Below are 19,385 nucleotides of genomic sequence, written 5' to 3' on the forward strand. Positions count from 1 at the left end.
TTTTGCTGGTGGGGACTTGAGTAAATAGCTAGAATTCAGCCCTTGCTGGCTGATCAATTGCGGGAGAGAAAATGCTGCGCTGGTTTTATTTAATGATGGCGGGTCTTTGTATGGTCCTGGTCATCCTGGCGCTGCTGCTTCCTCTGGTTCCGGCAACTCCTTTTCTGTTGTTGGCCGCCTGGTTTGCCAATCGTGGATCTCCCCGCTTCCATCGCTGGCTCTGGGAGAACCGTTATTTCCGTCCTATTCTTCTCGCCTGGGAAGAGGAAAAAGCCATCCCCGCTTCGGTCAAAAAAGTAACCCTGGTGTTGCTGCTGATTAGTGGTGTTTTTGTGTGGTCGACCCAGGATGCCCTGTGGATCAGGTTGGCAGCAACCCTGCTGCTATTGGCCATAGGTGGTTTTCTGTTATCCCGCCCGACAGCCACCCGAATCAAATAGGCCGCCTTGAGGCGGCCTTATTAATTCCAGTGAACTAGGGATTGGCATCCTTGGGCTTTTTGGCCCGCCAGATTCCCTTTTCAATTTCCACCAGTACTAATACCACGGCACCATAGGCCAGCATCAGGCCCCAATGCTGCAGGGTGAGCGGTGCACTCTGGAACAGCAGGTTCATCAAGGGGGTGTAGATAAAGGCCATTTGGGCCAGCAGCATGGCAGCCACCCCGGCCCAGATCCACAGATTGGAGAACATGGGCGTATGGAAAAGGCTGACGGTCAGAGAGCGACAGTTAAACAGGAAGACACTCTGCACCACCACAAACAGGGTGACAGCCAGGGTTCTTGCTACCTCTTCGGTTTCCCCCTGAATCAGGGCCCATTTGAAGAGGCCAAAAGCACCAATCAACAAGAGGGTACTGACCGAGAAAATACGCCCGATCATTTCCGGATTAAGAATGGAGGAATCCGGCTCTCTTGGGCGCCGTTTCATGATGCCCGGCTCTTTGGGTTCAAAGGCCAGCATCAAGCCCAGGAAAACCGCCGTGGTCATATTTAGCCAAAGCGCCTGAACCGGAAGCACCGGCAGCGTTGTTCCTATCAGGATGGCCACCATGATCACCATGCCTTGCCCCAGGTTGGTGGGCAGTATCCAGGTGATGAACTTGACCAGGTTATCAAAGACATTACGGCCTTCCTCGACCGCCCCTTCAATGGTGGCAAAGTTATCATCGGTTAGCACCATGTCGGCTGCTTCCTTGGATACCTCGGTGCCGGCAACCCCCATGGCGACCCCGATATCGGCTTTCTTCAAGGCTGGGGCATCATTGACGCCATCACCGGTCATGGCCACTACATGTTTTTTGGCCTGCAAGGCGGTCACCAGTTTAAGCTTCTGCTCGGGAGCGACCCGGGCAAAGACGGCAACCCGCTCGATTTCCTTGAGCAGTTCGTGATCACTCATTTCTGCCAGTTCACGTCCGGTGAGTACCCGGTGTTCCTCGGCATCCGGATCGGGATTGTTGATGCCGATCTGCTGAGCAATGGCGCGGGCTGTCAGCGCATGGTCACCGGTAATCATCTTCACGGAGATACCGGCTTTCTGGCAGGTGTTGACCGCTCTAATGGCTTCCTGACGGGGCGGATCGATCATGGCCTGAAGGCCAACGAAAGTCAGCTGTTGTTCCGCTTCGGTTTCCAGGAAACGATCAAAGGTATTTTCTTCTCGCGGAACCCGCTGCTGGGCGATACAAAGAACCCTCAGCCCCATGGCAGCAAATTTTTCTGCCATTTGAGTGATGTGGTCGTGATCCAGGGCTTCCAGCTGCCCCTCTTTGCCCAGGGCATCCTTACAGCGAATCAGGGTGCGCTCCAGCGAGCCTTTGAGCAGGATCAGGTTGGTGTCGTCATCATAGGCATGCAGGGTGGCCATATACTGGCGGTCGGATTCGAAGGGGATGACATCCAGGCGCTCGTGCTTTTTCAGTAGCGTCTCCTTATCCAGTCCAGCCTTCAGGGCCGAGGTAATCAAGGCCCCTTCGGTTGGGTCACCCTGTACCTTCCACTGGCCTTCTTCTTCGATCAGTTCCGAGTCATTGTTGATCAGACCGGCCAGAAGGCAGGCGTGCAAGCCTTGCGGAAGTTGTTCCAGCGGTTGACCGCCAGTTTCCTGAACCTGACCTTCCGGGTAATAGCCGCTGCCGCTGAGATCATATTCCTGGCTGCCGGCAAAGATTTTCTGCACGGTCATCTGGTTTTCAGTCAGGGTGCCGGTTTTATCCGAACAGATAATCGTGGTGGAACCCAGGGTTTCCACAGCGGGCAGTTTGCGCACGATGGCATTACGCAAGGCCATGCGTCTGACCCCGATGGCCAGGGTAATGGTGACTACCGCAGGCAGCCCTTCGGGAATGGCCGCAACAGCCAAGGCCACGGCAGCCATAAAGGTTTCCACCCAATCCTGGCCGTGCAGCAGACCCACGCCAAAAGTAATCGCGGCCAGGGTCAGAATCACGTAAAGAAGGATTTTACTGAATGCCTGGATTTTCTGGGTCAGCGGGGTTTCCAGGCTGACCGCTTCGGAAATCATATGGGCAATCTTGCCGGTTTCGGTATCATCGCCGGTACCGCTGACAACCCCCATACCCGAGCCATAGGTCACCAGGGTGCCGGCAAAAGCCATGTTGACCCGGTCAGCCAGGACGGTGTCTTTTTCCAGTTCGGCTCTTTCCTTTTGTACCGCAACCGATTCCCCGGTCAGGGCGGACTCATCGATTTGCAGATCACGGTTGTTGAACAGGCGCATATCGGCAGGCACCTTGTCCCCCGAGGCAAGCAGGACGATATCACCGGGAACCAGCTGGGTTGCAGGCACTGCCTGTTTTTTACAGTCGCGGATGACCGTGGCCGTAGCCGACATCATCTTTTTCAGGGAGTTGATGGCCTCTTCTGCCTTGGATTCCTGCATATAGCCGATGATGGCATTAATCATCACCACGCCGAAGATGACTCCGGAATCGACATATTCTTTCAGGAAAAAGGTGACCAGGGCGGCGGCCAGCAGGATATAAATCAGAGGATTATGGAATTGCAGCAGAAAGCGCTTTAAGGGAGAAACGGGTTTTTGGGCCGTGATGCTGTTTTCACCAAAGAGTCTGAGTCTTTCTTCGACCTCGGCCTCGGTCAGACCATCGTGATGGTGGCTTTTTAATGCCTGGAATACATCCTCTTCGGCCAAATGATGCCAGAGATCTTTGGGTAAATCTTTCACGGCTATCCTCCTTTCGCGGCTGCACAAAGCTAATCCTATCACAGTGTTAGTGGGGATAAAGTTAAATTTGGGCATAAAAAAGCCCGCCAGAAACAGCTTCTGGCGGGCGGGTTAGCCTAGACCGAAATTAGTAGCGGTAGGCATCTGTTTTGAAGGGGCCTTCCTGAGGTACACCCAGGTAGTTGGCCTGTTCTTCGGTCAGCTGGGTTACCACGCCACCAAAGCCCTGAACCATGTAGCGGGCGACTTCTTCATCCAGCTGCTTGGGCAGCACACTGACCGTCACCTGGCTGGCTTTCTGGTCAGCGGGCAGGTCAGCAAAGGCGACCTTGAACAGGTGAATCTGGGCCAGTACCTGGTTGGCAAAGGAACCATCCATAATCCGGCTAGGGTGACCGGTGGCGTTGCCCAGGTTAACCAGGCGACCTTCGGAGAGAAGAATCAGGTAGTCATCACTGGCTTCCTCGAACTGACCGGGTTTGCCATCGCGGAAAACCTTGTGAACCTGGGGTTTGATTTCCTGCCAGCCCCAGTTTTCACGCATAAAGGCGGTATCGATTTCATTATCAAAGTGACCGATATTACATACCACAGCACCTTTTTTCAGGGCCTTCATCATGGGTGCGTCGCAAACATTGACGTTACCCGTGGTGGTGACCAGCAGGTCGATACGGCCCAGCAGTGTTTTGTCCACACCATCATCGCGGCCCGTGTTCTTGCCGTTGAGGTAAGGGGAAACCACTTCATAGCCATCCATGCAGGCCTGCATGGCGCAGATGGGATCGGCTTCGGTTACGCGTACGATCATGCCTTCCTGACGCAGGGAAGCCGCCGAGCCCTTGCCCACATCACCATAGCCGATCACCAGTGCCTGCTTACCGGACAGCAGGTGGTCAGTGGCCCGCTTGATGGCATCGTTCAAACTGTGGCGGCAGCCGTACTTGTTGTCGTTCTTGGATTTGGTCACAGCATCATTAACATTAATGGCGGGCACCTTGAGGGTTCCGGCTTCCAGCATTTCCAGCAGACGGTGAACGCCGGTGGTGGTTTCTTCGGAAATACCGTGAATGCCTTCCAGCATTTCAGGGTATTCCTTGTGCAGAATTTCGGTCAGATCGCCGCCATCATCCAGCACCATGTTGGGCACCCAGCCTTCCTTGCCTTCAATGGTCTGCTTAATGCACCAGATATACTCTTCTTCGGTTTCACCCTTCCAGGCAAAAACGGGGATACCAGCAGCGGCAATGGCGGCTGCAGCATGATCCTGGGTAGAGAAGATATTGCAGGAAGACCAGCGGACCTCGGCCCCCAGATCGACCAGGGTTTCAATCAGGACCCCGGTCTGGATGGTCATGTGAATACAACCGGCAATGCGAGCACCCTTGAGCGGTTGTTGGCTGCGGTACTTGTTGCGAATGGCCATGAGAGCGGGCATTTCCATTTCCGCAATATGCAGTTCCTTGCGGCCCCAGTCGGCCAGTTGAATATCGGCAACCTTGTAATCATTAAAACTTGTCATCTGACACTCCGTTTAACTAATGGCTAAAAACCCGCTACCGCCTGCAGTAGGCAGTCGAGCTGGGTATTTAAAGTTGAACGGGCGCCGTTGAATGCTGTTTCCTGCTTTGAGCCTGACAGACGAAAAAGCTGCTGCAGCGCCCCTCAAAACAGGGAAGGGAGGGCAGTAAAAGCTGCCCGCGAATATTATAGCCCTCCTCGGGTTTTTTCTCATCCTCGAGTGCTCTTTATTGGTGACCTTTCGACCCAAAGATAGTAATGATTAGCATTTGCGAATTTTTGCTAGTTAATTTAAAGTGAGAAGCATTTTCAATGATAGGGTTAAGCAGCTGCTCTGACTGAGGGTTGCTTTTAGGCAGTCTTCACCACCCCGGTCGGATCTAAGGCGCCTCGAAGGAGTGCAAAAATGATGTTGAAGAAGCTGGCAGTTGGTTTATGCCTGGTGACGGGTTTATACGGATTTCTTCCGGCTCAGGTTGTGGCTGAGCGTGAGCTGGTTGATGTGGCCGGGCGCAGCGTTACTCTTCCCGATCAGGTAAACCGGCTTCTCCTTGGTGAAGGCCGTTTTATACCTGCTTTGGGAATTCTGCTGGAGGATCCGGTGGCTCCTGTCGCTGCAACCTTGGGTGATTTTGAGCGTTTTGATGCCCCCAGCTATGCCCAGTATCGCCAGCATTTTCCACAAGTGGATGACCTGCCGCGAGTCGGTGTAGCCAGTGCCGACAGTTTTGATCTGGAAAAAGCCATCAGTTTGCAGCCGGATCTGGCCATCTTTGCTCTCCAGGGACATGGCCCTTCTCTGGCCAATCAACAGTTGGTGGAACGCCTGGAAGCTGCAGGTATTCCGGTCGTTTTTATCGATTTTCGCAAGGCTCCTTTGGAAAATACCCTGCCCAGCATCGAGCTGCTGGGTGAGATCTTGAACCGCCAGGAAAAAGCCGCTGCTTTTATTGATTTCTACCAGTCCCAGTTCAATCAGTTGCAAAGCTCCCTGGATGAGATAGGCACTTCAGCCCCGCAGGTTTTTATTCATAGCCGTGTCGGCCTGTCCGAGCAGTGTTGCGAAACCATGGCTCATGGCATGCTGGGGAACTTCATCGAGGCATCTGGAGGCCAAAACCTGGCCAAGCCTTTGCTGCCCGGTGTTTCCGGGGTAATCAGCCCGGAACTCCTGCTCAGTCAGCCACCTCAAGTCTATATCGCAACAGCCATCGGCTCGGAGCAGTCTGCCAATTTTCCCGATAGTATTGCCCTGGGTGCGGGCACTTCCCCGGAGTTTGCCCAGGCTAGCTTCCAACAGGCCCTGGCGCAGCAACGTCTTGAGGCCTTGCAGCCCGTGATTGAAGGGCGGGCACATGCAATCTGGCATCATTTTTACAATTCTCCCTTTAACCTGGTCGCTCTTCAGGTATTTGCCCGCTGGAACTATCCGGATCAGCTGCAGCATCTGGATCCGCAAGCCACTTTGGCTCATTTCTATGATGAATTTCAGCCTGTTGACCTCCAGGGAACCTACTGGATCAGTCTCGATCCTACAGATGCGGATCCGGAGGATTAATGCATGGAAGCCAGCCTGAATCCACCTGCTGAACAACAAACCCTGGCTGCAGCCTATCGCCAGTCGGTTCGGGGGCGTCGTCTGCTATTGCTGCTGTTGATCCTTGCCGTTATCGCCTCCTTCTTGGTCGATCTGACTCTGGGTGCCTCTAATCTGGGCCTGATGGATCTGCTTATCGGCCTGGGATCGCCAGCAAGCCTGACCCCGGGTGAAAAAGTCATTCTCTGGGACATGCGTCTTCCCTTCGCTGTTATGGCCTTGCTGGTCGGGGCAGCTTTGGGCTGGGCCGGTTCAGAGATACAGACCGCTTTGAACAACCCCCTGGCCAGTCCTTTTACCCTGGGTATTTCCGGAGCCGCTACCTTGGGTGCCGCGACAGCTCTGGTATTGGACTGGGGCTTTACCGGTCTGGCGCAAACGACCCTGATTCCTTTGTTTGCCTTTGTTTTTGCCCTGGGTTGCTCGCTGGTGATTCAATTGGTAGCAAGGCGTTTTGATGCCTCCATCGAAATGCTGGTGCTTTTTGGCATAGCACTTTTCTTTACCATGAATGCGCTGGTGGCGCTGCTGCAGTTCTATGCCGATGCCGATACCGTTCAGCAGATCGTCTTCTGGACACTGGGTAGCGTGACCCGGGCTAACTGGGACAAGATCACCCTGATTGCGGTCCTGATGGGCCTGTGTCTGCCCTTTTCTATTCGCAGTCTTTGGGCCATGACCGCTTTGCGCGCCGGGGAATTGCAAGCTAGATCCTTGGGTATTGATATCAAACGCTTGCGTCTTGGGGTGCTGCTGCGTGTCAGCCTGCTTACCGCCGTGGCGGTTGCCTTTGTCGGTGAAATTGGCTTTGTGGGGCTGGTTGGCCCCCATATCGCCCGACTGCTGCTGGGAGAAGATCATCGTTTTTACATTCCCGGCAGTGCTCTGGCCGGTGCCCTGATCATGTCCCTGGCCTCGATACTGAGTAAATCACTGATCCCCGGCGTAATTCTGCCCCTGGGCATTGTAACCGCCCTGGTCGGTATTCCCCTGTTTATGGCCCTTATCTTGCGCAGGCAGAAGCTGTTATGAATTCGGTTCTTGATGTTGAAAAGTTTTCGGTGGGTTACCGGCAGGCCCGAATTATTCAGTCGTTGAGTCTATCCGGCTTTAGCCGGGGGCAACTCATCGCCGTGGTGGGACCCAATGGTGCGGGTAAATCAACGCTGCTCAAGGGGCTGGCCGGTCTTGAGAAAACCAGTGGCTCGGTCACTCTGGCGGGTGAAGAACTCACCCAACTGAGTTTTCGTGAACGCGCCAGTCGCGTGGCCTATCTACCCCAGAGTCTGCCGCAACCTACTTCCTTGACGGCCTACGAAAGTGTGCTGAGTTTGTGCCGGGCCACAGCAATTCCCCTGGCCGAATTGGAAAAGCGTATCGAAGCGGTTTTTAACGAGTTGGAAATCACTCATCTGGCTTTGCGACCCCTGCAGGAATTGTCCGGCGGTCAGCGGCAAATGGTGGGGCTGGCGCAACTACTGGTGCGCGAACCCGAATTGCTGCTACTTGACGAACCTACCAGTGCGCTGGATTTGCGTTGGCAAATCCAGGTTCTGGCAGCAACCCGTCGCCTGCTTGAGCGCAAAGGCAGTCTGGCTCTGGTGGCCCTGCATGATTTGAATCTGGCTTTACGCTTTGCCGATCAGATGCTGGTACTGGCTAAGGGTGAACTGCGGGCCCTGGGGGCACCGGATACCGTTATGACCTCAAAAATATGCCGTGAAACCTATGGCGTTGAAGGTCGGGTGGAAAACTGTTCCAGGGGCTATCCCATCATGATTGTTGATGGATTGACTGAAATGTCAGCTATTTAATAGGAAATAATGAATGTTAAAGCAAGAAGCCAGTTATACAACCAATCAGTCCAGCCGCCTGCTTAAACGTCTGTGCAAGCATTTTCAGCACAAGGTGCCTGCTCAGTGGGATGAGCAAGCGGGTAAAGTCGAGTTTGTGCAGGGGGCTTGTCAGCTCCTTGCCGAGGAGGATCGACTGGAATTCAGAATCGCCGCTTCCAGTGATGAAGATTTGCTCAGCATAAAAAAGATTTTGGAGATTCACCTGCAGCGCATGGCTCGGGAAGACCAGTTGGCCTTGGTGTGGCAGCCTTGTGAATAAAGTGCTTCCGGCTTCCCTGCCGGAGTACTAAGCGGTTGTCTATTCGGTCCTGCGATAGATTAGATCCCAGACACCATGACCCAGCTTTTCCCCGCGTTGTTCAAACTTGGTGAGGGGGCGGGTTTCCGGCCGGGGTACAAAATCACCTTCGCTGGCGGTGTTGGCATAGCCGGGCGCTGCATTCATGACATCACGCATGTGCTCGGCGTAGGCTTCCCAATCGGTGGCCAGGTGAAAGCGACCGCCAATTTTCAGCTTCTTGCGCACGGTTTCCACGAAAGGTGGCTGTACGATGCGGCGTTTATGGTGCTTCTTCTTGGGCCAGGGATCCGGGAAGAAAAGCTGGAAGAGGTCGATGGAGTTATCCGGAAAACACTGGTTCAGGATTTCCACCGCATCATCGCGATAGACCCTCAGGTTATCCAGATCCAGATCGCCTGCTTCGCAAAGCAATTTACCCACACCCGGCAGATGCACTTCGATACCGACAAAATCGTGATCCGGCATGGCCTGGAGCTGTTCCAGCAGGGAATTGCCCATACCGAAACCGACTTCCACCACGAGTGGCGCTTCACGACCAAAAACCTGGGCCGGATCAATGCGACCTTCATCCAGCGTCAGCCCGTAACGTGGCAGATAATCATCGATACCCCGCTGCTGAGCGGCCGTCATGCGGCCCTGACGCAGGACAAAACTGCGGATCTTCTTGTCATGAATGGCATCATCAGCCCGGTCGTGTTTGTTCTGGCTAGCTTGCTGGCTGCTCATGAATGAATCAGTCCTTCCAGCGGTGAACTGGCACTGGCATAGGCTTTCTTGGGCATGCGACCGGCCAGATAGGCCTCGCGTCCGGCTTCAATGGCTTTTTTCATGGCACTGGCCATCAGCACCGGGTTCTGGGCATGAGCGATGGCAGTATTCATCAACACCCCATCACAGCCCATTTCCATGGCAATGGCTGCATCCGAGGCCGTCCCCACACCGGCATCCACCAGAACAGGCACCTTGGCCTCTTCCATGATCAAACGGATATTGTGCGGGTTGAGAATACCCAGGCCGGAACCGATGAGTGAACCCAGAGGCATGATGGCAACACAGCCCATGGCTTCCAGCTCCTGTGCAGCGATGGGGTCATCATTGCAATAAACCATGACTTCAAAGCCTTCAGCCAACAGCTTTTCGGCGGCAGTAAAGGTCTCGCGCATGTTGGGATAGAGGGTTTTCTGATCACCCAGAACTTCCAGCTTGACCAGGTTATGTCCATCCAGCAGCTCGCGGGCGAGCATGCAGGTTCGTATGGCATCCTTGGCATTAAAACAGCCTGCGGTATTGGGCAGCAGGGTGTAGTCGTCCGGAGAGATAACATCCAGCAGGTTGGGTTCATCCGGGTTCTGGCCGATATTGGTTCGACGCACTGCTACGGTCACGATTTCGGCGCCACTGGCGGCGATAGCCGTTCCGGTTTCCTGCAGGTCCTTGTATTTGCCGGTTCCGACCAGTAGACGAGAACTGAATTCGCGCGAACCGATTGTAAAAGTATCTTTTGCTGTCATGCCTGCCTCTTGAATTAACCGCCGCCTATGGCGTGAACAATTTCCACCTGGTCACCGGCTTGAAGCTGGTGCTGGCTGTGGCGGCTTTTGGGAATGATTTCTTCATTGATCTCAATGGCCAGACGCTTGCCGGTCAGTTTGAGAGTTTGTAATAGATCACTGACGCTGGTGAGATCGTCGACCTTTTGAGGTTCACCATTGACTGTAATTTGCATGCCGTCCTCCAAAGAAATCTATTCTACCCAATTTTTGTCGGCCTGTTATCCTGCGCGCTGGATTCTAGAGCCAGACAGGTGAAATTTTGCAAAAAAATCAAAGGAAAGCTGTAATTTTTGCGCTGGGTGCGGTGGCCTGTTGGTCGACAGTGGCAACGGCCTTCAAACTGACCCTGGCTCATTTTTCAGTCTTGCAGCTGCTGTTGGTAGCCAGCAGTAGCTCTTTGCTGCTGCTTTTGGGGTTGCTGGGCTATCAGCAAAAACTGGGTTTGCTGGTTGACTGGTTAAAGCGCAAGCCTGGTTTCTTTATGCTTTCAGGCCTGTTAAATCCGCTATTTTATTACCTGGCCCTTCTTTATGCCTATGATTTGCTACCGGGCCAGCAGGCACAAACCCTCAATTACACCTGGGCGATTACCCTGACGCTGTTATCTGTTCCCTTTCTGGGCCAGAAAATCCGGGGGCAGGACTGGATTGCCATTTTTCTGGGGTATCTGGGTGCGGCGGTGATTGCCACCCGGGGCGATCTGTTTAGCCTGAACTTTGTCGATACCACGGGTGTGGCGCTGGCCCTGGTCTCGACGCTTATCTGGTCCGGCTACTGGATTATCAACACCCGCAACCAGGCTGATCCCCTGGTCGCGCTGACTTTGAATTTCCTGCTGGCCCTGCCCTGGATATTCCTGGCCACCTGGATTTGGTCCGATTTTCAGCTATTGGCCTGGCAGGGCTGGGTAGGGGCGCTTTACCTGGGTTTTTTCGAGATGGGTTTTGCTTTTGTGCTCTGGCTGCTGGCCATGCAATACGCGGAAAGCACAGCCAGGATTTCCAACCTGATTTTTATCTCGCCTTTTGTTTCCCTGGTGCTACTAAATCTGCTGGTGGGTGAAGCCATCTACCCGGCGACCCTGGTGGGCCTGGTGATGATCATTGCCGCCCTGGGTATTCAGCAGTACCGCAGTGGCAAGAAACCTATTTAGTCGGAGGCACTGAATAGCTGGCGACCACATGGGCCACGAGGGTGTCTTCTGCCCCTTCGCTGTAGAGTTCCACCTCACCGATGATCAGGCGTTTGCCCTGCTTGAGCAGGCGAGCCCTGGCCATCAATGCCTGATCGGCTTGAGGCTTGTTAAGAAAATGGCAGGTAAAGTCGGTGGTCACGGCCAGGGCTACGGGTCCGATTTTGGACAGCAAGGCGACATAGATGGCCACATCCGCCAGCGCCATCATGGTGGGGCCGGAAACCGTCCCGCCAGGGCGCAGATGGCTGGTATCCACCGGCAGGCGCAAGAGACTGTAATCCTCGGCCACTTCAGTCACTTCGCCCAGGTATTGGGGAAACTCCTTTGCCAGAAAAGCCAGCATTTCTTCACGGTTCATCTTCAGACTGCTCATGGCATTCTCGCTTCTTGTTGTTGGAACTTGAGGAAATTATGCAGTAGCCAAAAGCACTTGTAAGTAGCTATTGAAGCTTTTGCGTGACCTGCGGGTTTTATTGCTGGTGCACCTTCCGGTTTGGGATTACTATTGCGCCGCCTTCCGGTCACTGAGATTACGGCCTTGAAACTCATTTCCTTCGACCCGCTTCGAACCCTGGGTTTACCCGGCGTTCGTTATATCAAACCCGATTCCATGCTGGCCCATCTGGATGAAATCCGTGATGCCGATTGGGTGCTTTTTCCTGAATACTGGCAGATCAATACCCTGCTCTATGCCCTGAAAAAACGTATCTTTCCCAGTCCGGCCAGCTACTATCTGGGGCACAACAAGATTGAGCAGACCCGAGCTTTCCAGGCCATTTGTCCTCAACACCTACCAAAAACGGCTATTCATGGCAGTTCTCGCCGGGCTTTGTATCAACTCTTGGATGAATTTGCCTTGCCGCTGGTGGCCAAAGCGATTAAAAGTTCACGCGGTGAAGGTGTGGCCTTGTTGAAGACCGAAGCCGAACTCTTTGATTGGGCCGCCAACCACGAAACACTTTATATCCAGGAAAAATTACCCATCGATCGTGATTTGCGTGTGGTCTGGGTGGGGGATGATATTCTGGATGCCTACTGGCGCATTGCCCCGCAAGGGCAGTTTCTTAATAACCTCTCCCAGGGCGGGCAGATTAGCCGTGAAGCAATTCCTCAGGCTGCCTTGGATTTGGTTACAAGCTTGGCCCGGCAAGTCGGGATAGATCACGGTGGTTTTGATCTGGCAGTGGTTGACGGCTGGCCTTATCTGTTCGAGTTTAACCGTCTGTTTGGCAACCAGGGGATGCTGGTGGGGCAGAAGAGCAATAGTGAGCTACTGTTGCGTTATCTGCAGCAGCCTGAAGACCGCCGGTTTCATAAGCCGGCAGCCTCAGGCATGACTGATCTGAGCGATATCTAGGCTTAGAAATTCAGCCGGAAACCCAGATGCAGGCCATCTTCGAGAGAATCATCGAAGCCCTGCTCGGTTTCCAAATGCAGGTAGCGATAGCCAACAAATACATCGGTGTTTTCTATAGCCCGGTAAGCAACACGTGCCCCTGCTTCAAAGAGTTGCTCGGTATCCCCAAAACTGGTGACCTGGGGGGCAACCCAACCGTAGCCACCTAAGGAGACATAGGGAGCTCCGGGAACGATGTGGTAGAAAAGGCCGCCTACGGCCAGCGCTGTACCTGTTGTCTCTGCTGGCGCATCATAGGCGTAGAGGCGAGCGCCAACCGCTGCACGGTAGGTCTGGTTATCTGTTTCCACACCCTGAAAACCGGCCGTGACCAGGGTGGTCGAATCCGCTTCCAGATGTTCGGTATAAAGAGCCCCGACATTGACGTGCAGGTTGCTAGTGCCTTCAACCGGCTTGTCGTATTCAAACTGCACACTCTCATTGTTCAGGTTGGCTTCCAGAGAACCGGGCGCCAGACTGAAGGCGGCGGCCTGACCGGAAAGGCCCAAAACAAGAGTCGCTGATAAAAATCTCAATTTGTTAACCAGCATGATGGGTTTCCTTTAATGGATGGTTACTTAAACACCATATTTCTGGCGATAATTTTCAATGCTTTGAGCATGTGACTGCAAGTCAGAGGAAGCGTTCAGGTAATCAATAATATTCTCGAGGCTGATAATACTGGCAACGGGAACACCCAGGTCCTGCTCGACCTCCTGGATTGCCGAGCGTTCGCCCTGGCCTCTTTCCTGGCGGTTGAGTGCAATCACAACACCAGCCAGAGTGGCCCCGGCTTCTTCAATCAAAGGCAGTACTTCACGGATGGCGGTTCCTGCAGTAATGACATCATCGATCAGCAGAACGCGGCGTCCTTGTAGCTCGGCACCCACCAGCTGCCCACCTTCGCCATGTTTTTTGGCTTCTTTGCGATTAAAGGCAAAAGGGGTGGTGCGACCATAATGCTCAGCCAGAGTGCTGGCAGTCACTGCTGCCAAGGGGATACCCTTGTAGGCTGGCCCAAACAGGAGATCAAACTCCAGCCCGGAACGGGTAATGGCTTCAGCATAGCTATGGCCCAGTTTGGTCAAGGCCTCGCCGGTATTGAACAAACCGGCATTGAAAAAATATGGACTCACCCGGCCTGACTTGAGGGTGAACTCGCCAAAACGCAAAACCTGCTGTTTAATGGCAAAATCAATAAAGTCTTGTTGATAATCAAGCACAGCAATTCCCCTAAAGTATTAAGGTCAGGTATCATACACCCTAAATAAACGTGTAACCACGCAGGAACGGGAACAACGCTCGATATGAAAGTGATCACCCTGAATGTCGGCGGCCTCAAACAAGCCGTTGAAAAAGGCTTCCTTGACTGGCTTCAGCAGCAGGATGCCGACGTAGTTTGTGTTCAGGATGTGCGCACCAAGTCCTACAAGCTGGGTGATGCCATCGAACGCCCTGACGGCTGGGAAGGTTATTTCTTCGACGCCGAGCAGGATGATTTTGCTGGCACGGGCATCTACTGCCGTACCCTGCCCAAAGCCATCATGACCGGTTTGGGTTTTGAACTGGCAGATCGTGAAGGCCGCTTTATGCAGGCGGATTTTGACAAGGTTAGCGTCTGCAGCTTTCAGATGCCTTCTGGCATCAACCCGGCCGAGAAAAAACTGTTTATGGAACAGTACCTGGAGTTTCTCACCAAACTGCGCCGTAAACGCCGTGAGTACATTATTTGCGGTTCCTGGAATATCGCCCACAAGACCCTGGATCTGGCCAACTGGCAGGATAACCAGCTGAGCATTGGTTTCCGTCCGGAAGAAAGAGCCTGGATGGATCAGGTCTTTGGCCCTCTGGGTTACATTGATGCCTTCCGCGAAGTAAACCGCGATGCTGACCAGTACACCTTCTGGCCCAATCAGGACAGAGACAGAGAGCGGCAGGAAGGCTGGCGCCTGGATTACCAGGTCACCGGCCCCAATCTGCGCAAGTGTATCAAGAAGGCCTGGATTGACCCCAGCGTTAACTTCTCGGCCCACGCACCGCTGATTGTTGAATACGATCTCTAGTTTGATCTCGGCAATGAATGCCGAAATCAAATAGAGGGGAATAAATATGAAGGAGCCTCTGATTAACGTAATGAGCGCAGGCTAAGGCTGAATTCCTTCCTGAAGAATTCCAGCACTTCCTACATCCGTGTAGGTCGCCAACGAAATTGAACGAGAAAGCGGAGTTTACAAGGAGTAAATGAGCACTTTGAGGCCAATTTCAACGCAGCAGAGGCAGGATTAATTCCAGATGAATCGCTGCACTTCCCACGTCCATGTGGGTCGCAGCGTAATAGTTAATCAGAGGTTTCTTAGATGGCTTCCAAAGCCTTCTTCTGCACCCCAATCAACTCCTCACACCCTTTTTCCGCCAGCGCCATCATGGCATTCATCTCATCGCGGCTGAACGGCTGGCCCTCGGCAGTTCCCTGCACCTCGATAAACTGGCCGCCTTCGGTCATGACCACATTCATATCGGTTTCACAGTTGGAATCCTCGGCATAGTCCAGATCCAGCACTGGCTCACCCTTATAGATGCCCACCGATACGGAAGCAATAAACTGCTTGAAGGGATCTTCCTTCAGGACTTTTTGCAGTTGCAGGCTACGCAGTGCATCCACCAGGGCCACACAAGCGCCGGTAATGGAGGCCGTACGGGTGCCGCCATCGGCCTGGATGACATCGCAATCCAGAGTGATGGTGTACTCACCCAGCTTTTTCAAATCCACCGCCGAACGCAGGGAGCGACCGATCAGGCGCTGGATTTCCAGCGTGCGACCGCCCTGTTTGCCACGTGTGGCTTCACGGTTGTTGCGAGAATGGGTGGCACGGGGCAACATGCCGTATTCGGCGGTCAACCAGCCCTGATTCTTGCCGCGCAGCCAGCGAGGCACGCCCTTTTCAACACTGGCGGTACAAATCACCTGGGTATTGCCAAAACAAACCAGTACAGAGCCCTCGGCGTGACTGGTAAAATGACGGCTCAGAGTGACTTCTCGTGTTTGATCGGGTGTTCTTCCACTGGGTCGCATGGGTCTACCTAAAGCCTTGAATGAATTTAGCGCGCATTATACACATTAAGGATTCAACATGATTGCCAGCATGACCGCCTTCGCCCGACATGAAATTCAGCCATCCTGGGGCAGCCTCAGCTGGGAAATCCGCTCGGTCAATCAGCGCTATCTGGAACCCAGCTTTCGCCTGCCGGAAAGCTTGCGCAGTCTGGAACCGGATTTAAGGCACAAACTGCGCTCCTCGCTCAGTCGCGGCAAGGTCGATATCCAGTTGCGTTTTTATCCGGTGGAAGCCGGTGAAGGCATGCAGGTGAACAGCGAATTGCTGGATCAACTGATCGCCGCTGCCGACCAGGTCTACAACCGCACCCCGGCTGCCTCGCTTGATCCTCTGACCCTGTTGCAGTGGCCGGGAGTGCTCCAGGCGCAGGAAGTTGACCTGGAAGCCGTCAAAACAGAAGCCCTGAAAGCCTTTGATCAGGCGCTGCAAGAACTCAAGGCCAACCGCCTGCGTGAAGGTGAAGCCCTGGCGGGAATGATCGAAGAACGCCTGGGTGCCATCAGTGAGCGCCTGCAAAAAGCCCAGGACTACCTGCCCGAAGCCCTGCAACTCTGGCGTCGCTCCCTCTTGGAAAAAGCCGAAAAACTGGCCGTGGAGGTCGATCCCCAGCGTCTGGAGCAGGAAGTGGTTTTGCTTGCGCAAAAACAGGATGTTGCCGAAGAGCTGGATCGCCTCAATGCCCACGTCAAGGAAGTACGCCTGGCCCTAAAAAGCAAAAAACCCGTGGGGCGTCGCCTCGACTTCCTCATGCAGGAAATGAACCGCGAAGCCAACACCCTCGGCTCCAAAGCCATGAGCCTGGACATGACCCAGGTCTCGGTCGACCTCAAGGTACTGATCGAACAGATGCGCGAGCAGATTCAGAATATTGAGTAGCTGCCTGCTGTGCCGGTATTAAGACTTGTGCAGTACGGCAAGTGCGCCTTTAGATGGATAATTCTTTCGTTAGAGTATCTAGAAGCTACTCTCGACCTTGCTTGCCTCCAGGTTGTAAAACCGCTCTCAGATCTTTGGTTGTTTTTCTGCAGAGAAATCACGATCTTTGTAGAGAACAAGGGGGGTTCAGCATCGAGCCCGGTGGTATTTCCCTTCTGGCAACCAGTGCGAGCTCTACGGCGTTCTTGAAGTCAATTTCTTTGTGTATTGAAGTTCCTATTGCATCCTACCGAGGCTCTTGTCTATAATTTATGGCAAGTGGATTGGGGGTGCCCGGTCGGCGTTGTAGCCTCGGTGAGTTTCATCGGGGCTTTTCGCTTTCTGGAGGTGGATAAATCATCAAACCTAGGTCCTCATACCCTTCTCCAACACAATATCTTCCTCCATCACAGTAAAACTTGTATTTGAGTACATCGAATGCTCTATTCGTTTGTTCGGGTCTAAGAACGCTAATGCCTATAGGGCGAGCAACCAGATCAGCAAGCTGTAGTCCAGAAGACATCACCTTTTTGTCGGAAAACAAAACATCAAAGGGCAGAACGATACTCTGAGAGTTGTTTCGGTCACAAATTCGCCGAAACTCAAGCTCCAGCTCATCGTCTTCCTTGGGTCCACGCCTCTCCACTACCACATGAGTCAGTAATCCTTGTTGCTGCTTTTCATGAAGGAACTCATAGAGCTTTTCAAGGCAAAAGCCAAGCGCTATATGGTAGGGGTTTCCTCCGGAAGAATCCTGCTTCTTTAGGCGACGTTTATCAATGACACAGCTAATCAGAATAAAGTTACTGTACTGAATGATTTCGGTTAGTTCATGAAGAAACTGATGCTTCTGCTCCCGGCTGCGAAAAATGTTGAATTGCCCCTTTTCCTTGCGAATCTCATTTTCGTGCAGAACTATCTGATCATGTCCAAAGTGATTAAACTTGAACTTTTCAAGAGCTGATACAACCTGCTCGCTGTAATGACGTTTGTGGAATACACAAAAAGCCAGAACAAATAGGGGGTATTGTGGATCAATGGTATCCATACCATGATCACCGCTTTCATCTACGTACACAATGTATTTACTGAAGAGGCTATCTGTATCAATTTTCTTAGAATGCGTGGCCTCGTCAACCAAGTCCGCTGACGGGTCCTGTTCGAACAGAGGTAGCTGTAGTATTTCCGCCATCGCTTAGTTCCTTTGGTCCCAAATAATTTTGCAGCCCTCCACAGTATAGTCATTAGGCCAACTTACTAGCGGGTTAACAATCGTTGCAAGGTGATGCTCACAAGTGCATGCACAGCTTTTTTAAGTTTCTCGGCTATCCGAATCATATGAGTAAATAGCTATTAAACTCAATAAGAATGATGCTGTGGCGCTTAAATACGATATTATTAATTTATTCTCTAGTTAACAATGAATTTGTCTCCTTGTGTTTATGGGCAAAGGAGTCACTAATCAACTAAGAAACCTCTGATTAACTATTGCGCTTGCTTATGCTGCGTTGAAATTGGCCTCAAAATGCTCATTTACTACTTGTAAACTCCGCTTTTTCGTTCAATTTCGCCTTGCCTAACCTGCGCTCATCACGTTAATCAGAGGCTACCTAAATTTTATTTAAAATACATATTGAATTTTTGATGCAGGTTAAGCCGATTCACGTATTGTCATTTCCATCACCGGCCCTTCCAGTAGTTGCATCAGGTCACCGAAGTAGCCTTCGGAGTAGGCCGGACGGTTGGGGTCGGAGGTGATGGCCAGGGCCATTTGCGTTTGCGGGTGGGCGGCGATGATCTGGCCGCCATAGCCACGCGCCATGACATAGCCGCTCGCGGATATAAACCAGCCATAGCCGTAGCCCATGCCGGAATAAGGGGATTGAGTGCGGGGGATTTTGGAGGCCTGCATCCAGTTTTCGGGCAGTAGCTGCCGGCCCTGGTAGCGGCCATCATCTCTAACCAGCTGAGCAACTTTGAGCATTGCGCGCGGGGTCATGGCCATGCCATTGCCGCCCAGGTAATAGCCTTGCGGGTCTTGCACCCAAGGGGGAATACGAAAACCCATCGGCTCGCCCAGTCTTTCCCGCGCCAATTGCAAAAGGCTCTTGCCGGTTACTTCGGTAAGTACTGCCCCCAGTAGGTGGGTGGTGCCGGTGGAATAAACCATGCCTTCGCCCGGCTCTTCCACCAGGGGGCGGGTGAGGGCATCCTCGATCCAGTTGGCAGAATTCACCCAGACGCCATATTCCTGACCCGAGGTGCCTTCCAGCCCCGCTTGCAGAGTGACCAGATCCTCCAGGGTTATCTTATCCACACCCTCTGTGGCTGACTCGGGAATCAGACCCGGTGCCACTTCCACCAGGCGGCGCTCGACCGAGTCGATTTCATTTCTGGCAATGCAACTACCCAGCAGCAGGGCTACCAGGCTTTTGGAGCAGGATTTGATCGGTGCCAGGGAATCTAGTCCCGGCCCTCGAGGGGCTTGAGCATAAAGCAATTGGTCCCCGACCTGAATTTGCAGGGAATAGAGTTGATCCAGCGAATTGAAAGCAGCATCCAGCCGTGAAGAGGTATGTGCGCTGACCTTAGGTAACCAGGGTAGCGCAAAGCTGGAGAGTGCAAATTTGGCAAAGGTGCGGCGGTGCATGTCTTCCTGTCCTTCTGCTTGTGTTGAGTGTTAGAGCTTTTTCAGGCCAGGGGTTCATTTTTTGGTTGATTACGAATCTCG

Annotated in this window: 20 protein-coding genes and 1 riboswitch; of the genes, 9 read left to right on the forward strand and 11 right to left on the reverse strand. The window is 53.1% G+C overall.

What is annotated here, in order from left to right; translation table 11 throughout:
* Positions 1-71: 71 nt before the first annotated feature.
* The gene (locus DFK18_RS03505) at positions 72-440 is read left to right on the forward strand and encodes a YbaN family protein (protein WP_114416831.1); all 369 of its coding nucleotides are present in this window, start codon (positions 72-74) and stop codon (positions 438-440) included.
* A 34-nt stretch (positions 441-474) separates the two neighbouring features.
* On the opposite strand, the gene DFK18_RS14735 is transcribed toward DFK18_RS03505, so the two are convergent.
* Together DFK18_RS14735 and ahcY are read right to left on the reverse strand one after the other, a co-directional pair.
* Positions 475-3,207: a cation-transporting P-type ATPase gene (locus tag DFK18_RS14735; RefSeq protein WP_218563893.1), complete on the reverse strand. Its 2,733-nt coding sequence runs from the start codon at positions 3,205-3,207 to the stop codon at positions 475-477.
* A 127-nt stretch (positions 3,208-3,334) separates the two neighbouring features.
* Complete coding sequence (gene ahcY, locus DFK18_RS03515) at positions 3,335-4,726, reverse strand: adenosylhomocysteinase (RefSeq protein ID WP_114416833.1); 1,392 nt, start codon at positions 4,724-4,726, stop codon at positions 3,335-3,337.
* 72 nt (positions 4,727-4,798) lie between these two features.
* Positions 4,799-4,877: riboswitch (S-adenosyl-L-homocysteine riboswitch) on the reverse strand.
* A gap of 254 nt (positions 4,878-5,131) precedes the next feature.
* On the opposite strand from ahcY, the gene DFK18_RS03520 reads away from it, so the two are divergent.
* Genes DFK18_RS03520 through DFK18_RS03535 form a run of 4 tightly spaced genes read left to right on the forward strand, consistent with a single transcriptional unit; the run spans position 5,132 to position 8,437 of the window.
* On the forward strand, positions 5,132-6,283 hold the full coding sequence (locus tag DFK18_RS03520; RefSeq protein WP_218563894.1) for an ABC transporter substrate-binding protein: 1,152 nt from the start codon (positions 5,132-5,134) through the stop codon (positions 6,281-6,283).
* A gap of 3 nt (positions 6,284-6,286) precedes the next feature.
* On the forward strand, positions 6,287-7,354 hold the full coding sequence (locus DFK18_RS03525; protein ID WP_114416834.1) for a FecCD family ABC transporter permease: 1,068 nt from the start codon (positions 6,287-6,289) through the stop codon (positions 7,352-7,354).
* Entirely contained in the window at positions 7,351-8,136 is a 786-nt protein-coding gene (locus tag DFK18_RS03530; RefSeq protein WP_114416835.1) for an ABC transporter ATP-binding protein, read from the forward strand. Before DFK18_RS03525 ends, DFK18_RS03530 begins: the two co-directional genes overlap by 4 nt.
* A 13-nt stretch (positions 8,137-8,149) precedes the next feature.
* Entirely contained in the window at positions 8,150-8,437 is a 288-nt protein-coding gene (locus tag DFK18_RS03535; protein ID WP_114416836.1) for a DUF2218 domain-containing protein, read from the forward strand.
* A gap of 39 nt (positions 8,438-8,476) precedes the next feature.
* Here DFK18_RS03535 and trmB read toward each other — a convergent pair whose 3' ends face one another.
* The 3 genes from trmB to thiS are packed head-to-tail and all read right to left on the reverse strand — an operon-like array spanning position 8,477 to position 10,205.
* Positions 8,477-9,205 (reverse strand): tRNA (guanosine(46)-N7)-methyltransferase TrmB, encoded by a 729-nt coding sequence (gene trmB / locus DFK18_RS03540; RefSeq protein ID WP_114416837.1) that lies wholly within the window; start codon positions 9,203-9,205, stop codon positions 8,477-8,479.
* Positions 9,202-9,990: a thiazole synthase gene (locus tag DFK18_RS03545; RefSeq protein ID WP_114416838.1), complete on the reverse strand. Its 789-nt coding sequence runs from the start codon at positions 9,988-9,990 to the stop codon at positions 9,202-9,204. The genes trmB and DFK18_RS03545 overlap by 4 nt, the downstream gene beginning before the upstream one ends.
* Positions 9,991-10,004: 14 nt before the next feature.
* Positions 10,005-10,205: a sulfur carrier protein ThiS gene (gene thiS / locus DFK18_RS03550; RefSeq protein WP_114416839.1), complete on the reverse strand. Its 201-nt coding sequence runs from the start codon at positions 10,203-10,205 to the stop codon at positions 10,005-10,007.
* Positions 10,206-10,291: 86 nt separating this feature from the next.
* Between thiS and DFK18_RS03555 the strand changes: the two genes are divergently transcribed.
* Positions 10,292-11,185: a DMT family transporter gene (locus DFK18_RS03555; protein ID WP_114416840.1), complete on the forward strand. Its 894-nt coding sequence runs from the start codon at positions 10,292-10,294 to the stop codon at positions 11,183-11,185.
* Here the strand turns inward: DFK18_RS03555 and DFK18_RS03560 are convergent.
* On the reverse strand, positions 11,178-11,600 hold the full coding sequence (locus DFK18_RS03560) for a PaaI family thioesterase (protein ID WP_218563895.1): 423 nt from the start codon (positions 11,598-11,600) through the stop codon (positions 11,178-11,180). The two genes, DFK18_RS03555 and DFK18_RS03560, sit on opposite strands and share 8 nt — an antisense overlap.
* A gap of 165 nt (positions 11,601-11,765) precedes the next feature.
* On the opposite strand from DFK18_RS03560, the gene DFK18_RS03565 reads away from it, so the two are divergent.
* Positions 11,766-12,584, forward strand: coding sequence for an ATP-grasp domain-containing protein (locus DFK18_RS03565; protein ID WP_114417082.1), 819 nt, complete (start codon positions 11,766-11,768; stop codon positions 12,582-12,584).
* A gap of 2 nt (positions 12,585-12,586) precedes the next feature.
* On the opposite strand, the gene DFK18_RS03570 is transcribed toward DFK18_RS03565, so the two are convergent.
* Together DFK18_RS03570 and pyrE are read right to left on the reverse strand one after the other, a co-directional pair.
* On the reverse strand, positions 12,587-13,174 hold the full coding sequence (locus tag DFK18_RS03570) for a YfaZ family outer membrane protein (RefSeq protein ID WP_114416841.1): 588 nt from the start codon (positions 13,172-13,174) through the stop codon (positions 12,587-12,589).
* A gap of 27 nt (positions 13,175-13,201) precedes the next feature.
* The gene (pyrE, locus tag DFK18_RS03575; RefSeq protein WP_114416842.1) at positions 13,202-13,846 is read right to left on the reverse strand and encodes an orotate phosphoribosyltransferase; all 645 of its coding nucleotides are present in this window, start codon (positions 13,844-13,846) and stop codon (positions 13,202-13,204) included.
* Positions 13,847-13,930: 84 nt separating this feature from the next.
* On the opposite strand from pyrE, the gene DFK18_RS03580 reads away from it, so the two are divergent.
* Entirely contained in the window at positions 13,931-14,686 is a 756-nt protein-coding gene (locus DFK18_RS03580; protein WP_114416843.1) for an exodeoxyribonuclease III, read from the forward strand.
* Positions 14,687-14,976: 290 nt separating this feature from the next.
* On the opposite strand, the gene rph is transcribed toward DFK18_RS03580, so the two are convergent.
* Entirely contained in the window at positions 14,977-15,696 is a 720-nt protein-coding gene (gene rph / locus DFK18_RS03585) for a ribonuclease PH (RefSeq protein WP_114416844.1), read from the reverse strand.
* 58 nt (positions 15,697-15,754) lie between these two features.
* Between rph and DFK18_RS03590 the strand changes: the two genes are divergently transcribed.
* Positions 15,755-16,615, forward strand: coding sequence for a YicC/YloC family endoribonuclease (locus tag DFK18_RS03590; RefSeq protein WP_114416845.1), 861 nt, complete (start codon positions 15,755-15,757; stop codon positions 16,613-16,615).
* Between the two features lie 361 nt (positions 16,616-16,976).
* Here DFK18_RS03590 and DFK18_RS03595 read toward each other — a convergent pair whose 3' ends face one another.
* Positions 16,977-17,846 (reverse strand): DUF3800 domain-containing protein, encoded by an 870-nt coding sequence (locus DFK18_RS03595; protein ID WP_114416846.1) that lies wholly within the window; start codon positions 17,844-17,846, stop codon positions 16,977-16,979.
* Between the two features lie 459 nt (positions 17,847-18,305).
* Positions 18,306-19,304, reverse strand: a complete 999-nt coding sequence (locus DFK18_RS03600; RefSeq protein WP_114416847.1) for a serine hydrolase domain-containing protein — start codon at positions 19,302-19,304, stop codon at positions 18,306-18,308.
* Positions 19,305-19,385: the final 81 nt, after the last annotated feature.

Source organism: Marinospirillum perlucidum, assembly GCF_003336805.1.
GTDB classification, from domain to species: domain Bacteria; phylum Pseudomonadota; class Gammaproteobacteria; order Pseudomonadales; family Halomonadaceae; genus Marinospirillum; species Marinospirillum perlucidum.

Bases quoted from the DNA above. Each gene is read 5' to 3' on its own strand.
- DFK18_RS03505 (WP_114416831.1), top strand. From the start codon at position 72: ATGCTGCGCTGGTTTTATTTAATGATGGCGGGTCTTTGTATGGTCCTG.
- ahcY (WP_114416833.1), bottom strand. From the start codon at position 4,726: ATGACAAGTTTTAATGATTACAAGGTTGCCGATATTCAACTGGCCGAC.
- DFK18_RS03520 (WP_218563894.1), top strand. From the start codon at position 5,132: ATGATGTTGAAGAAGCTGGCAGTTGGTTTATGCCTGGTGACGGGTTTA.
- DFK18_RS03525 (WP_114416834.1), top strand. From the start codon at position 6,287: ATGGAAGCCAGCCTGAATCCACCTGCTGAACAACAAACCCTGGCTGCA.
- DFK18_RS03530 (WP_114416835.1), top strand. From the start codon at position 7,351: ATGAATTCGGTTCTTGATGTTGAAAAGTTTTCGGTGGGTTACCGGCAG.
- DFK18_RS03535 (WP_114416836.1), top strand. From the start codon at position 8,150: ATGTTAAAGCAAGAAGCCAGTTATACAACCAATCAGTCCAGCCGCCTG.
- trmB (WP_114416837.1), bottom strand. From the start codon at position 9,205: ATGAGCAGCCAGCAAGCTAGCCAGAACAAACACGACCGGGCTGATGAT.
- DFK18_RS03545 (WP_114416838.1), bottom strand. From the start codon at position 9,990: ATGACAGCAAAAGATACTTTTACAATCGGTTCGCGCGAATTCAGTTCT.
- thiS (WP_114416839.1), bottom strand. From the start codon at position 10,205: ATGCAAATTACAGTCAATGGTGAACCTCAAAAGGTCGACGATCTCACC.
- DFK18_RS03560 (WP_218563895.1), bottom strand. From the start codon at position 11,600: ATGAGCAGTCTGAAGATGAACCGTGAAGAAATGCTGGCTTTTCTGGCA.
- DFK18_RS03570 (WP_114416841.1), bottom strand. From the start codon at position 13,174: ATGCTGGTTAACAAATTGAGATTTTTATCAGCGACTCTTGTTTTGGGC.
- DFK18_RS03580 (WP_114416843.1), top strand. From the start codon at position 13,931: ATGAAAGTGATCACCCTGAATGTCGGCGGCCTCAAACAAGCCGTTGAA.
- rph (WP_114416844.1), bottom strand. From the start codon at position 15,696: ATGCGACCCAGTGGAAGAACACCCGATCAAACACGAGAAGTCACTCTG.
- DFK18_RS03590 (WP_114416845.1), top strand. From the start codon at position 15,755: ATGATTGCCAGCATGACCGCCTTCGCCCGACATGAAATTCAGCCATCC.
- DFK18_RS03595 (WP_114416846.1), bottom strand. From the start codon at position 17,846: ATGGCGGAAATACTACAGCTACCTCTGTTCGAACAGGACCCGTCAGCG.
- DFK18_RS03600 (WP_114416847.1), bottom strand. From the start codon at position 19,304: ATGCACCGCCGCACCTTTGCCAAATTTGCACTCTCCAGCTTTGCGCTA.